Origin of the sequence: Pseudomonas sp. IT-347P (assembly GCF_949768005.1) — a bacterium.
Classification (GTDB): Bacteria; Pseudomonadota; Gammaproteobacteria; order Pseudomonadales; family Pseudomonadaceae; genus Aquipseudomonas.
In genome coordinates, this window is record NZ_CATKPQ010000022.1 from 657,878 (window position 1) to 670,924 (window position 13,047).

The following is a 13,047-nucleotide window of genomic DNA, read 5'->3' on the forward strand; positions in this document are numbered from 1 at the left end:
CCCTCTGCTAATGTTTTAACCGCCCAACGCGGAACCCGGCGAGCAACCGCCACGCTCCGCGCCTGACTGCCGGGAGCAGAGACATGAGAATCGACCCGTACCTGATCTTCAACGGTGATTGCCGCGAGGCCTTCACCTTTTACGAGCAAGCCTTGCAAGGAAAGCTCGAAGCGATGATGACGTTCGGCGAAACGCCCGCCGCCGAACACGTGCCCAAAGAACACCACAGTCTGATCATTCACACCTGCCTGAAGGTCGGTGATCAGATGATCATGGCCTCGGACACCACACCCGACCGCCCGACTCAGGGCATGAGCGGCTGCTCGATTTCGCTGAACGTCGACAGCATTGCCGAAGCCGAGCGCGTGTTCAACGCATTGGCCACGGACGGACGCATCGAGATGCCGCTGGAAGCGACATTCTGGGCGGCACGTTTCGGCATGCTGGTCGATCGTTTTGGCGTGTCGTGGATGGTCAATTGCGAAAGCGATAAGTGACGCCGAGATTTCGTCAGCCATGAAAAAGCCCAACCGGTTAAGGTTGGGCTTTTTCCTTCAGCGCTGGGCCAATTCGTGACGTACGCATTGTTCGTAATAGGTCTGTTTGACCGCCGCCGGCTTGAGCTTCGATGTGCTGTTGTAGGTTTGCTCGATAATTCCCATCGCGGTCATGCGCATCCACGGTTGCTGGAATCGTCGCACCTGCAATTGTTTGCGCGCGCCATACAGCGAGACGCCAGACAGCTTCGATTGCTGGGCACCGGCAGCGATATCCGAGCCCCAGGTGCAGGCGAAGCGATGGCTTTTGCTTAATTCTTTCGCCTGCACTCCGGTGGCGAGGACAGCCAGGGAAAGCGTTGCAACGGTGATGACAATCGTCCGCATATAGCCCACCTAACCTTTTGAAAAAAGGCGATTTTGCCGGGGAAGCGAACGTCCGGGGGCCAGCAATTTGCCGCCTTTCACGAGTTTTTTACGGATGTAAAAAAGGGCGGTGGGATTTCCTGATGAAATCCCACCGCCCTCGGCCTGACGATCAGTTGGCGCTGACCTCAACGCGCAAACGATCAGTACCCTCTTCCCGACAATCAATGCGAACCGGTAAAAACAACTTTATTACCGCGATATTGCTGTGCAGATGCTCGGTCATGCGCGGCGTGGTGAACGAGCCACCACCGGCCAGCGCCATTGGCAACAGCAACTGATCGGCAAGGTGCTCGGCCACCGCAGCACCACTGCGCAACCAGTCGGTGGCCTGATTGATCGCGGCATCGGCTACTTTTTCTGCCCGTAGGGACACTTGGCCAAACGCGCTGAACACTTCGGTGACGTACTCGAATGCGTACTCCAGCAACAACACATTGCCCGGCCCCCGTGCCGGATCGAGCGTGACATGTTGCAGCGCCGCAGGCAGCAGATTCAAACGCTTGGCTACCTGGCTCAACTCACGTTCGGCAACCGTCGGTGCCAGCCCGGCGGTCAGCGCTGACGCGCTTTGGGCAATCGCTTCGCCACGGTCACACAGGTCGAGTCGCGTCAGGTTCGCCGGCTGAACTTTCACCTCAATCTCGCCACCGCCAGCCGGGACAAAACCATGGCGCACCAATTCCAGCTCCACGTTGGCGCCCATACGCCGCAGCAGCGGCAGCCAACTGCGCGAGAGGAAATCGGTCGGCGGCGCCAGCGGGTTATGCGTGCCACCGGAAATCCGCAGCCGACTCGCCTGTGGTGCCCGTAGCAGTGCTGGCAACAATGTCTGCAACACCAGCGTGCAACTGCCGGCCGTGCCGATGGCGAACTGGTAATCGCCGGCGCGAATCGCGCCGGGTTCAAAACTCAAGGCTTGCGAGCCCAGATGTGCACCGCAGACCGTTGCACCACAGACCTCGGCCGCCGCCATTACTGCGGTCAAGTGTTGGCGCAGCAGTCCCGGACGGCTGCGCCTGGCCCGAATCTGTTTAATGCGAAACGCCCGGCCTGTCACCATCGACAGGCTCAAGGCACTGCGCAACACCTGGCCGCCACCGATGGCGCCGTCCAGTTCTATCACTTCCTGTTTCATTGCATTCCTTACGCGTACAAACCGACGGTTTCCCTGAGGTACCGATCCAGACGTCGCGAGTCTTCCTGAGTTCTGAGTAATGTGGGCACTTCTCGCTCAAGATCGGCCGCGATGAAGCCGTGCAACGCCGGACGACGAGGCCCGTAGGCGCTCTCGTCGGCATTGCGTTTAAGGGCGAGCAGTTCGGCGACTTCATCGAGCAACGCGCGGTCGTCGACCGTGGTCAGGAGGTCGGCGAACGTCATCGGTGGCCGGCCTCGTCCCTGATCGATCCAGCGCACTGCCAGTAACGGTCGCAGCACGTAGAAGTACTTCTTCAAACGCACAGTCTCGCCTTGCAGGTAATCGCGAAAGTTCTTCCTTGCCATTGACAGATAGTGATTGCGCGCCGCTGGCGGGCTGTAGAACGCTTCGGCGAGTTCGCGCAGTTGTGCCACCTGCGTGGCTTCGCTGCGGTAAACCAGCGGCGAGTCGAGCCACTCCAGCAAGGTCGGATTGGATTTGCGCAACAACCCGAGGGTCTTGCGCAGTTCCCAGCCACTGACGTCGAGCTCATCGTCCAGCGGACGCTCGATCACATCACGCGGCGTATCAACCTGAACGAACCATTCGGGCTTCTCCACATACACGAAGCGTACGTCGTAATCGCTGTCGGTCGAGGCAAAACCCCAGGCCCGACTGCCGGACTCACAGGCATACAACACCCTGACATTGCGCTCGCGCTCTATCCGCGCCAGCTCTGCCAACACCCGCGCGCGCATCGTGCTGCACAGCGGGTGACGCTCTTCGAATTCCATGATTTGCTTTCCTTTATCCTTTGACGCACACCACCTGTCGCAAGGTGTGCAGCACTTCCACCAGCTCACGCTGGGCGTGCATGACTTTGTCGATGTCCTTGTAGGCCATCGGAATCTCGTCGATTACCGCCGCGTCCTTGCGGCACTCCACATGGGCCGTGGCGCGAATCTGATCCTCGACAGTGAACGTATTCTTGGCCTTGGTCCGACTCATGGTGCGGCCGGCGCCGTGGCTGCAGGAACTGAAGGATTCTTCGTTGCCCAGGCCACGGACGATGAAACTCTTGGCGCCCATCGAACCTGGAATGATCCCCAGCTCGCCCTTCTTCGCCGACACCGCACCTTTGCGCGTGACCAGCACCTCTTCACCAAAATGCCGCTCTTTCTGCACGTAGTTGTGGTGGCAGTTGACCGCTTCCAGCGCCACGTCGAATGGCTTGCGGATAATCTGCCGTGTCGCCTGAATCACCGCGCGCATCATCAGCTCACGGTTCTGTTTGGCGAAGTCCTGCGCCCAACCCACCGCTTCCACATAATCATCAAAGTGCTGGCTGCCTTCTTCGAAATAGGCCAGGTCACGATCCGGCAGATTGGCGATGTGCTGACGCATATCCGCCTGAGCCATCTGGATGAACAGGTTACCGATGGCATTGCCGACGCCACGCGAGCCACTGTGCAACATGAACCAGACCCGGTTGGCTTCATCCAGGCACACTTCGATGAAGTGGTTACCGCTGCCGAGCGTACCGAGGTGCCCACGGTTGTTGGTGTTGGCCAGTTTCGGGTACTTGTCGGTGATCAACTTGAACCGTGGCTGCAACCCCGCCCAGGCCTGATCGGCTTGCTGCGGGATTTCATCCCAGGCGCCTTTGTCGCGTCGCGAACGGGTCGAACTGCGGCCATGGGGCACCGCTTGCTCGATAGCGCTGCGCAGCCCGTGCAGGTTGTCCGGCAGATCGGCAGCCGTCAGTGACGTGCGCGCGGCGATCATGCCGCAACCGATGTCGACGCCCACCGCCGCCGGAATGATTGCGCCGACCGTTGGGATCACGCTGCCGATGGTCGAGCCCTTGCCCAGGTGTACGTCGGGCATGACCGCCAGATGTTTGAAGATGAACGGCATTTTCGCGGTATTCATCAACTGCTCGCGAGCCTCATTTTCCACGGGCACGCCTTCGGTCCAGAGTTTGATCGGTTTGCCGTTGGCAACTTCGAGCAATTGGTAAGTGTGTTCTTTCATATCTTCATTCTTTATTCATTGGCCGATGATTCGGCGTTGTTCTGTAAGTTGCAGCGACAAAAACCCAGACACTGTGGCTCTACCAGTTGAGCCCCCGTCGCCGGGGCGGGAGTCGAACCCGCGTTCCGATGTAGTGCCTGTCGCATTCGCTGCCAATAACTGCAAAAAAGTGGCACGACAAAAGTTGATGACTGTTGCGCGTTGCCGCGCTCCGGACTTAACCGGCCTAAGATGTACAGCCATCAGGCATTCGTGCCGTCACTGGCGCTGACAAGGGCTTGATGAGACGTCTTGGATGTAGTCCCATCGGCATTCAGCACCGGTGATCAATCAATTCATGACGCGCTTTCGATCGCCTCGACCCAGTGCTGCGCACTGTATTGGCCGCTGGTGAACTGCTCGATCACGTCGAACACCGCATCGCTGAAACCGCCGACATTCAAGATGTCATCGCGATCCGCCGCCTGTGTTGCATGGCCTGGCTGGATGTCGATGCACACCAGCCGTGCCTGTGGGTTGAGCTTCTTGATCCGCTCCCATTGGCGCATCGTCTCGCTGGCGCCGTAACGCTGCGAATCGATCCACGATTCGTTGTCCGAGACCATGATCAACGTATCGACCCTGGCCTTGCTGTCCGCCAATTTCTTCAGCGGTGCCGAGCAGTTGGTGCCGCCGCCAAATATTCCCGCGAGCTTCTCGGCGTTACTGATCACACTGTCACGCGGGTTGAGCTGGATACCCACCACGTTGATCTCGAACGGCATCACCCGGGCTGCTGGCTGTTTGCGCAATACCGCTGCGGCGACCAGCGCCGCCACGTCGATGCAGCGCACCTGCGAGGTCGCACCCGGGCGATAACCGGTCACCGGGCTGCCCATCGAACCCGACACATCCGGGCAAACCACCACCGCGCCCTCAAGCCTGGGCACGTTGGCCAGCGACAACTCCAGCGCCTCCTGCAAGGCGTCGCGGATCGCTGCCGGGGTGTTTTCGCCCATCATCCGATAAGCCGACAACAACTGGTACGGATACACCCGCGCCTTCGCCACTTCCTGTGGATCGGCCAACCGCGCCGCGACATATTCGATGCAACCGGGCACTTCAAATGCACCGTGGCGCGCCAATGTGTTGAGGTTGATGCGCAGTCCCTGCCAACCCATGTTGCAGGCTTGATTGGCCCATTGCTCCTTGCTCAGTGTTTCGTTGCCGAGTAACTGAAACGGCACCGCCGGCACGTCATCACTCGCGCCGCTGCGAAACGCCAGCAAATCGCGGGTCAGCTCCGGCAAGGCCTTTGCGTCTACCGGTTTGCCAATCAACCAGGCGAAAAACGCTTCGCGCCACGCTTCGGCAGGTTTCGGGTGAACCATCTTCACCACGTCCGCCAACGACGGTTGATTGCCGATCGACGCTTGCAGCAGTTGCCGCTCGGTCGCGCTGTTCAACCAGTTCTGCACCAGACGCTTGGGTTGCGAGCCAAGGGATTTGCGCCCGGTGGCACCGCTACGGAGGATCTGTACAAAATTGCGCAGCATCTTGCCGCTGTCGATGACTTGCTCGAAAACCTCTGGCACCAGACTTGAACGCTGAGCGGTCAATGCCGCCAGCAACAATGCCGGCATGTCTTTCATGTGACCCTTCTTGCGAGCGTAGATCGCGGCTTTCGCCACGAAACGACTGTCCAGTTCAGCCACCAGCTTCAGCACTTGATCCAACTGACTTTCTGCGGAGGCGTAAAAGGTCTGGTTCAGGCAACCAGTCACTGCCAATTGCGCCAGTTGGTGCTTCGGGCTGTAGGCATAAGCGCTGGCACCGGAAGCATTCAAGGTGTCGCAGGCCGGCAGGTGATTCGATTGCGTGTTGAAGAGATTTGAGTTGGCCATCTTGGCGTCCCGCTGTGTTGTCCTGTTCGTTGCGATAGGTATTGCAGCGGCTGTGCCAGTTTTTGATTTCTCTCGAATAGAATTTTTATCTTATTGATTTATATGGTTTTTATTTATTACTTGGCTTTTCGTTGAATGAACTGACGACAAACCCCTCGCCGAATCACTATCATTGAATATCGTCTTTTATCTTCTGAGATAAACATGCCAAACAAGCAAACCGTCGCTATCGGCTTTATCGGCGCTACCCTTGATCGCGTCGGCAAAGGCGCCAATCGCTGGAGCCATTGGCGCCCCAGCGTTGGCTTGTGCCAGCAGCAAGACGTGCTGATCAACCGGCTTGAACTTATTCACGGCATCGACGCGCGCGACGTCAGCCTCGCCGAGCGGGTGCGCGCCGACATCCAGCAGGTTTCGCCAGAGACCGAGGTGCGCTTGCACCCGATGTCGTTGCGCAACCCATGGGATTTCGAAGAGGTCTACGGTGCGCTGCACGACTTCACCACCGCCTACGATTTCGACACCGAGCGCGAGGACTACCTCGTTCACATCACCACCGGCACCCACGTCGCGCAGATTTGCTGGTTCCTGCTGACCGAGGCGCGCTATCTGCCGGCGCGGCTGATCCAGACCTCCCCGGCCAAGCGCAACGAAAGCGATCACGCCATCGGCACTCATGCCCTGATCGATCTCGACCTGTCGCGTTACGATCGCATCGCTTCGCGCTTCGCCAACAAGCGCCTCGAAGGCCTGGAGTTCCTGAAGTCCGGCATCGCCACACGCAACGCCGCCTTCAACCGCTCGATCGAACAAATCGAGCGCGTGGCCGTGCGCTCGAAGGCGCCGATGCTGCTGATTGGCCCAACCGGCGCCGGCAAATCCTTCCTCGCCCGACGCATCTACGAACTCAAACGCAACCGCCACCAGATGCAGGGGCGTTTTGTCGAGGTGAACTGCGCCACCCTGCGTGGCGATGGCGCAATGTCGGCGTTGTTCGGCCATGTCAAAGGCGCCTTCACCGGCGCGCAGAATGCCCGCGACGGCCTGCTGCGCGCTGCCGATGGCGGCATGCTGTTTCTCGATGAGATCGGCGAACTGGGCGCAGACGAACAGGCGATGCTGCTCAAAGCGGTTGAAGAGAAACGCTTCTTTCCACTGGGTTCGGACAAAGAGGTGGAGAGCGACTTCCTGATCATCGCCGGCACCCACCGCGACCTGCGCAGCCGAGTCGCTGAAGGCTTGTTTCGCGAAGACTTGTACGCACGCATCAACCTCTGGACGTTCGACCTTCCCGGTCTCGCCGGCCGCCGCGAGGATATCGAGCCGAATATCGATTTCGAGTTACAGCGCCATGCCCGCGAGCATGGGCAACTGGTGCGCTTCAACCTTGAGGCACGCCGCCGCTATCTTGCATTCGCCAGTTCTCGCGAAGCGGCGTGGCTGGGCAATTTCCGCGAACTGTCTGCATCGATAACACGCATGGCGACATTGGCGGACAGCGGGAGGATTGATGAGGCGCAAGTGCAGGAAGAGATTGAGCGCTTGCGTTATGCCTGGGGTTTGGCCCAGCCGCAAAGCAATTCAGAAGACTTGCCGGGGGATGCAGAGAGCATGGATCTGTTTGACCGCCTGCAATTGCGGGCAGTACTTGAGGTCTGCCGGCAAGCAGACAGCTTGTCAGATGCCGGTCGCCGCTTGTTTGGCATCTCGCGCCTGGCCAAAGCGCAACCGAATGATGCGGACCGTTTGCGCAAGTACCTGGGCCGGTTCGGAATTGAATGGAGCCAGTTAGCGCCGTAGATCGCTCAAATGTATAAAGCCCAGCCACCCGACTTGACCCGAATGCCACTGGTCAGATGCGCCGCACCTTCGCCCTGCGAGCTCTTCCAATGCAGTACATCCCGCTTCGGAAGACAACATCATGAACAAGCGAATGACTGCAATCGGATTGGCAAGCCTGGTGTTGCTTTGCCCACTGTTTTCCCTTGCGACAGAACAAACAGGTGGCTCCTCAGCGCCTCCGACTGTGATGCCCGGCGTAAACCAGGGCGGATCCCAGTCAAAAGAAGACAAAGCAGACAAGAAGGGTGAAGAGGCCTCAGGATCAAATTCCGGAGCCGAGGCGCACGAAACACAGAAGGATGCCAACACCTCGAGCGATTCCGCAGATGTCAAAAAACCCAGCCAGTGAACCCCTGGTTTTGGCCAATGAACAGATGGTAGCGCTGCGCCATGAATGCTAATGTTCCTGGCCAAAAATCAGGGATGGCGCGCCATGCTCAATCGGTGTCTGACGACAACGGCAACACTCCTCACTTTCAGCCTTGCAGCACACGGTACCCCCTTGCCCAGCGAATATCTGGAAGAGTGCCAGCGAGTCGAAAATTCGGCCAAAGCCATTATGAAAGCCAGGCAAGAAGGCGTCCCCCTCTCTTCCGTTCTGGAACTGGCCGACAATGCAGGAAAGGAAAGCGAGTATGTGGGCAATTTGTACAAAGCGTTGATCGGGCAGGCCTACGACATGCCACGGGAGTCGGACGCTAGGAAGCAGGAGAGTGCGGTGGCTGACTTTCAGAAAACTTTTTATTCGCTTTGCATCGATTCGGCGCAGAAAACGGCGAGCGAAAGAAGCTGAGAGGAAATGCTCATTCCACAAACAGCAAAAACCCGCGGAAGCGGGGTTTTGAAGAGCAAACGATTAAACGGGGCCGCACTGATTTAATCAGGCGATCAATCGCCCCGAGCAAAGAGACTCGAAAAATCACCGCGCATGAAAAAGCCCAATCTTTTCAGATTGGGCTAAGTCATTGAATTATATGGTCGGGACGGAGTGATTCGAACACTCGACCCCTAGCACCCCATGCTAGTGCGCTACCGGACTGCGCTACGCCCCGACTGGTTTTGCAATTGTTCTTCACCTCGAAGAACGCTCAAGAATATAGCGCAAGCATTTGAAAACTGGAAGTATTCAAACGCTGCTTTTTATTTCTTGAGCACCACCAGTACATCTTCCAACTCGGCAATCATCTGCCGAATCATCTGCTTGTATTGGGTCGTGTCGTCTTTGGCTTCATCGCCGGACAAGCGCAAGCGTGCGCCGCCGATGGTGAAACCCTGATCGTAAAGGAGCGCGCGGATCTGCCGGATCATCAGCACGTCCTGGCGCTGATAATACCGGCGGTTTCCGCGGCGTTTGACGGGGTTGAGTTGAGGAAACTCCTGCTCCCAGTAGCGCAGCACGTGTGGCTTTACGGCACACAGCTCGCTGACTTCACCAATGGTGAAGTAGCGTTTGCCCGGGATGACGGGTAGTTCGTCGTTATGACTTGGTTCCAGCATAAGCCTCAACTCGGGCCTTCAACTTCTGCCCTGGACGAAAGGTGACCACACGGCGAGCCGTGATCGGGATTTCTTCCCCCGTTTTCGGGTTGCGGCCAGGCCGCTGGCGTTTGTCCCGAAGGTCGAAATTGCCGAAACCGGACAATTTGACCTGCTCGTTGTCTTCAAGAGCGTGCCTGATTTCCTCGAAAAACAGTTCGACCAATTCCTTGGCTTCCCGCTTGTTCAGGCCCAGCTCTTCATACAGACGTTCCGCCATCTCAGCTTTCGTCAAAGCCCCCATACGTCACTTCCTTAACGTGGCGTTCAACCTTTGTTCGAGCGAGGTGAGGATATTTTGCGTCGTCGAATTCACCTCATCGTCATTAAGAGTGCGCGATGGATGCTGCCAGGTCAAGCCAACTGCAAGGCTTTTTCTATCAGGATCAATACCTTTACCCTGATACACGTCAAACAGCCTGAGATCTGTGAGCCATTCGCCTGCATTTTCACGGATTACGTCCAGTACAGCCGCGGACGCGACGCCTTTGTGGGCAATCAGTGCAAGGTCACGCCGCACTTCAGGAAAGCGCGACAACTCATGGAATTTCGGCATTTTACCCAGTGCCACTTCAGCCAGAACCAGCTCGAAAACGAAGACTGGACGATCCAGACCCAGTGCTTTCGATAATTCAGGGTGAATGGCACCGATGAAACCGACTTCACGCCCTTCGCGCTCGATGCGCGCGGTTTGACCCGGGTGCAATGCCGGGTGTTTGCCCGGAGCGAAGGTGAACGAATCGAGTGCACCGGCGAAGCCCAGCACCGCTTCCACGTCAGCCTTGACGTCGAAGAAATCGACCGCGTCGCGACCTTGCGCCCAGCCTTCCGGCAGACGGCTGCCGCAAACCACGCCGGACAACATCGGCTCTTGCTTCAGGCCTTCGAGCTGACCGACGAAGCGCAGACCACTTTCGAACAAACGCACGCGATCTTGCTGACGGTTGAGGTTGTGCTGCAGCGCTTTGACCAGACCCGGCCACAGCGACGAGCGCATGGCAGCCATGTCATTAGAGATCGGATTGGCCAGCAACAGCGGCTCGACGCCCGGATTGAACAATTCGAACTGACGCGGATCGATGAAGCTGTAAGTGATCGCTTCCTGATAACCACGCGCGACCAGCAGGCGGCGCAGTTCCGGCAGATCGCTTCGCGCTTCAGCTTTGGCTTGTGGCGCCAGACGCGCTTGCGGGTAACGAACCGGCAGACGGTTGTAGCCGTACAGACGCGCCAGTTCTTCAATCAGGTCGACTTCCAGACTGATGTCGAAGCGATGGCTTGGCACTTCTACGCGCCACTGGCCTTCGCCGTCGGAAGTAATACCCAGACCCAGGCCACCTAGCAAACGCTCAACCTGGACCGAATCCATTTCCATACCAAGCATCTGGGTGATGCGCTGGGAGCGCAGAGTGATCGGTGCGATCGACGGCAGATGTTGCTCGCTGACGGTCTCTATGATCGGCCCGGCTTCGCCGCCAGTGATTTCCAGCAGCAGGCCAGTGGCGCGCTCCATGGCTTCACGGGCCAGTTGCCAGTCGACGCCGCGCTCGTAGCGGTGCGATGCATCGGTGTGCAGACCGTAGGAACGAGCCTTGCCCGCGACAGCGATCTGGTCGAAGAAAGCGCTTTCGAGGAAGACGTCGCGAGTGGTCGCGGACACACCGCTGTGCTCGCCGCCCATCACACCGGCAATTGCCAGCGCGCGACTGTGGTCGGCGATCACCAGCGTATCGCTGCGCAGACTGACTTCCTGACCGTCGAGCAGCACCAGCTTCTCGCCCTCTTCCGCCATGCGCACGCGAATGCCACCGTTGATTTCGGCAAGATCGAAGGCATGCAGCGGCTGGCCCAGCTCGAGCATCACGTAGTTGGTGATGTCGACGGCAGCGTCGATGCTGCGCACGTCAGCGCGACGCAGACGTTCCACCATCCACAGCGGCGTTGGCCTGGACAGATCGACATTACGGATAACACGCCCCAGGTAACGAGGGCATGCTGCTGGTGCCAGCACGTCTACCGAACGCACTTCGTCGTGCGAGGCAGGAACGGCCATGACCACCGGACGGGTGACCGGAGCGGCATACAGCGCGCCGACTTCACGGGCCAGACCGGCCAGGGACAGGCAGTCGCCACGGTTCGGGGTCAGGTCGACCTCGATGCTGGCGTCTTCCAGATCCAGATACACGCGGAAATCTTCGCCCACCGGCGCATCGGCCGGCAGCTCCATCAGACCATCATTGCCTTCACCGACCTGCAATTCGGCTTGCGAGCAGAGCATGCCGTTGGACTCGACGCCCCGCAGCTTGGCTTTCTTGATCTTGAAGTCGCCCGGCAGCTCGGCGCCGATCATGGCGAACGGAATCTTCAGGCCCGGACGCACGTTTGGCGCACCGCACACGACCTGGAAGGTTTCCGCGCCATTGCTGACCTGGCAAACGCGCAACTTGTCGGCATCAGGGTGCTGCTCGGTGCTCAGCACCTCGCCCACCACCACGCCACTGAATATACCGGCGGCCAGGGTCACGCTATCGACCTCAAGGCCCGCCATCGACAGACGAGCAACCAGCTCGTCGCGATTCACCTGCGGGCTAACCCAGCCACGCAGCCATTGTTCACTGAATTTCATCCTGCTCTCCTAAGAATTCGTTACGACTAGCGAAATTGCGCGAGGAACCGCAAGTCGTTGTCGAAGAACAGACGCAAGTCGTTCACGCCGTAACGGAGCATGGCCAGACGCTCGACGCCCATGCCGAAAGCAAAACCGGAGAACTCTTCCGGATCGATGCCGGACATGCGCAGCACGTTCGGGTGAACCATGCCGCAGCCCATCACTTCCAGCCAGCCGGTCTGCTTGCAGACGCGGCAGCCTTTACCGCTGCACATCACGCATTCCATATCGACTTCAGCGGATGGCTCGGTGAACGGGAAGTAGGAAGGACGGAAACGCACGGCCAGTTCTTTCTCGAAGAAGACCCGCAGGAATTCTTCGATGGTGCCTTTGAGATCGGCAAAATTGATGTCGCGATCAACCAGCAGACCTTCGACCTGGTGGAACATCGGCGAGTGGGTGATATCGGAGTCGCTGCGATACACGCGGCCTGGGCAGACGATGCGGATCGGCGGCTGCTTCGACTCCATGGTGCGGACCTGTACCGGCGAGGTATGGGTGCGCAGCAACATGTTGGCATTGAAATAGAAGGTGTCATGCATCGACCGGGCCGGGTGATGGCCTGGGATGTTGAGCGCTTCGAAGTTGTGATAGTCGTCTTCGACCTCAGGGCCTTCGGCGATGCCGTAGCCGATGCGGGTGAAGAACTGCTCTACACGTTCCAGAGTCCGGGTCACCGGATGCAGACCACCGGAGGTCTGGCCACGGCCCGGCAATGTCACGTCAATGGATTCGGCGGACAGTTTGGCAGCCAGTTCGGCTTCTTCAAATAGAGCCATGCGCGCATTGAGAACGCCTGTAACACGTTCCTTGGCAACGTTGATCAGGGCGCCGACTTGCGGACGCTCTTCCGCCGGCAAATTTCCCAGGGTCTTCATCACCTGAGTCAATTCGCCCTTCTTGCCAAGGTATTGAACCCGGATTTGCTCCAGGGCATTGATATCTTCAGCGCTTTGCACAGCCTCTAGTGCTTGAGAGACCAGCGCATCCAGGTTTTCCATGTACAGACTCCAGATACAA

At 58.5% G+C, this 13,047-nt stretch carries 13 protein-coding genes and 1 tRNA gene; 4 read left to right on the top strand and 10 right to left on the bottom strand.

All coding sequences use genetic code 11. The features are described 5' to 3' along the window. Positions 1-83: 83 nt before the first annotated feature. A complete protein-coding gene (locus tag ACM6IV_RS11755; protein WP_414870117.1) occupies positions 84-497 on the top strand; it encodes a VOC family protein in 414 nt (137 codons plus the stop codon). 57 nt (positions 498-554) lie between these two features. On the opposite strand, the gene ACM6IV_RS11760 is transcribed toward ACM6IV_RS11755, so the two are convergent. From ACM6IV_RS11760 to ACM6IV_RS11780, 5 genes are all read right to left on the bottom strand, one after another. After that, positions 555-884: a hypothetical protein gene (locus tag ACM6IV_RS11760; protein WP_158833032.1), complete on the bottom strand. Its 330-nt coding sequence runs from the start codon at positions 882-884 to the stop codon at positions 555-557. A 151-nt stretch (positions 885-1,035) separates the two neighbouring features. Continuing rightward, entirely contained in the window at positions 1,036-2,061 is a 1,026-nt protein-coding gene (gene rtcA / locus ACM6IV_RS11765; protein ID WP_414870118.1) for an RNA 3'-terminal phosphate cyclase, read from the bottom strand. Between the two features lie 8 nt (positions 2,062-2,069). Next, complete coding sequence (locus ACM6IV_RS11770; protein ID WP_414870119.1) at positions 2,070-2,858, bottom strand: nucleotidyltransferase domain-containing protein; 789 nt, start codon at positions 2,856-2,858, stop codon at positions 2,070-2,072. 13 nt (positions 2,859-2,871) lie between these two features. Further along, a complete protein-coding gene (locus ACM6IV_RS11775; RefSeq protein ID WP_414870120.1) occupies positions 2,872-4,098 on the bottom strand; it encodes an RtcB family protein in 1,227 nt (408 codons plus the stop codon). A 335-nt stretch (positions 4,099-4,433) separates the two neighbouring features. Then, positions 4,434-5,981 carry an RNA-binding protein gene (locus ACM6IV_RS11780; protein WP_414870121.1) on the bottom strand — a complete coding sequence of 516 codons (1,548 nt, stop codon included), beginning with the start codon at positions 5,979-5,981 and terminating at the stop codon, positions 4,434-4,436. Positions 5,982-6,185: 204 nt separating this feature from the next. On the opposite strand from ACM6IV_RS11780, the gene rtcR reads away from it, so the two are divergent. The 3 genes from rtcR (at position 6,186) to ACM6IV_RS11795 (ending at position 8,616) form a co-directional block, all read left to right on the top strand. Further along, the gene (gene rtcR / locus ACM6IV_RS11785) at positions 6,186-7,781 is read left to right on the top strand and encodes an RNA repair transcriptional activator RtcR (RefSeq protein WP_414870122.1); all 1,596 of its coding nucleotides are present in this window, start codon (positions 6,186-6,188) and stop codon (positions 7,779-7,781) included. 121 nt (positions 7,782-7,902) lie between these two features. Beyond that, on the top strand, positions 7,903-8,172 hold the full coding sequence (locus tag ACM6IV_RS11790) for a hypothetical protein (RefSeq protein ID WP_414870123.1): 270 nt from the start codon (positions 7,903-7,905) through the stop codon (positions 8,170-8,172). A gap of 51 nt (positions 8,173-8,223) precedes the next feature. Beyond that, positions 8,224-8,616 carry a hypothetical protein gene (locus ACM6IV_RS11795; RefSeq protein WP_414870124.1) on the top strand — a complete coding sequence of 131 codons (393 nt, stop codon included), beginning with the start codon at positions 8,224-8,226 and terminating at the stop codon, positions 8,614-8,616. 182 nt (positions 8,617-8,798) lie between these two features. Here the strand turns inward: ACM6IV_RS11795 and ACM6IV_RS11800 are convergent. The 5 genes from ACM6IV_RS11800 to pheS form a co-directional block, all read right to left on the bottom strand. Next, a tRNA-Pro gene (locus ACM6IV_RS11800) sits at positions 8,799-8,875 on the bottom strand. Between the two features lie 88 nt (positions 8,876-8,963). Next, on the bottom strand, positions 8,964-9,320 hold the full coding sequence (locus ACM6IV_RS11805) for a MerR family transcriptional regulator (protein ID WP_003179985.1): 357 nt from the start codon (positions 9,318-9,320) through the stop codon (positions 8,964-8,966). Then, positions 9,301-9,603, bottom strand: coding sequence for an integration host factor subunit alpha (gene ihfA, locus ACM6IV_RS11810; RefSeq protein ID WP_002553164.1), 303 nt, complete (start codon positions 9,601-9,603; stop codon positions 9,301-9,303). Before ihfA ends, ACM6IV_RS11805 begins: the two co-directional genes overlap by 20 nt. Before the next feature lie 3 nt (positions 9,604-9,606). Then, positions 9,607-11,985 (bottom strand): phenylalanine--tRNA ligase subunit beta, encoded by a 2,379-nt coding sequence (gene pheT, locus ACM6IV_RS11815; RefSeq protein ID WP_414870125.1) that lies wholly within the window; start codon positions 11,983-11,985, stop codon positions 9,607-9,609. Between the two features lie 26 nt (positions 11,986-12,011). Continuing rightward, the gene (pheS, locus tag ACM6IV_RS11820; protein WP_003226365.1) at positions 12,012-13,028 is read right to left on the bottom strand and encodes a phenylalanine--tRNA ligase subunit alpha; all 1,017 of its coding nucleotides are present in this window, start codon (positions 13,026-13,028) and stop codon (positions 12,012-12,014) included. Positions 13,029-13,047: the final 19 nt, after the last annotated feature.

Bases quoted from the DNA above. Each gene is read 5' to 3' on its own strand.
- ACM6IV_RS11790 (WP_414870123.1), top strand. From the start codon at position 7,903: ATGAACAAGCGAATGACTGCAATCGGATTGGCAAGCCTGGTGTTGCTT.
- ACM6IV_RS11775 (WP_414870120.1), bottom strand. From the start codon at position 4,098: ATGAAAGAACACACTTACCAATTGCTCGAAGTTGCCAACGGCAAACCG.
- ACM6IV_RS11770 (WP_414870119.1), bottom strand. From the start codon at position 2,858: ATGGAATTCGAAGAGCGTCACCCGCTGTGCAGCACGATGCGCGCGCGG.
- pheS (WP_003226365.1), bottom strand. From the start codon at position 13,028: ATGGAAAACCTGGATGCGCTGGTCTCTCAAGCACTAGAGGCTGTGCAA.
- pheT (WP_414870125.1), bottom strand. From the start codon at position 11,985: ATGAAATTCAGTGAACAATGGCTGCGTGGCTGGGTTAGCCCGCAGGTG.
- rtcA (WP_414870118.1), bottom strand. From the start codon at position 2,061: ATGAAACAGGAAGTGATAGAACTGGACGGCGCCATCGGTGGCGGCCAG.
- ihfA (WP_002553164.1), bottom strand. From the start codon at position 9,603: ATGGGGGCTTTGACGAAAGCTGAGATGGCGGAACGTCTGTATGAAGAG.
- ACM6IV_RS11780 (WP_414870121.1), bottom strand. From the start codon at position 5,981: ATGGCCAACTCAAATCTCTTCAACACGCAATCGAATCACCTGCCGGCC.
- ACM6IV_RS11795 (WP_414870124.1), top strand. From the start codon at position 8,224: ATGTTCCTGGCCAAAAATCAGGGATGGCGCGCCATGCTCAATCGGTGT.
- ACM6IV_RS11805 (WP_003179985.1), bottom strand. From the start codon at position 9,320: ATGCTGGAACCAAGTCATAACGACGAACTACCCGTCATCCCGGGCAAA.
- ACM6IV_RS11755 (WP_414870117.1), top strand. From the start codon at position 84: ATGAGAATCGACCCGTACCTGATCTTCAACGGTGATTGCCGCGAGGCC.
- rtcR (WP_414870122.1), top strand. From the start codon at position 6,186: ATGCCAAACAAGCAAACCGTCGCTATCGGCTTTATCGGCGCTACCCTT.
- ACM6IV_RS11760 (WP_158833032.1), bottom strand. From the start codon at position 884: ATGCGGACGATTGTCATCACCGTTGCAACGCTTTCCCTGGCTGTCCTC.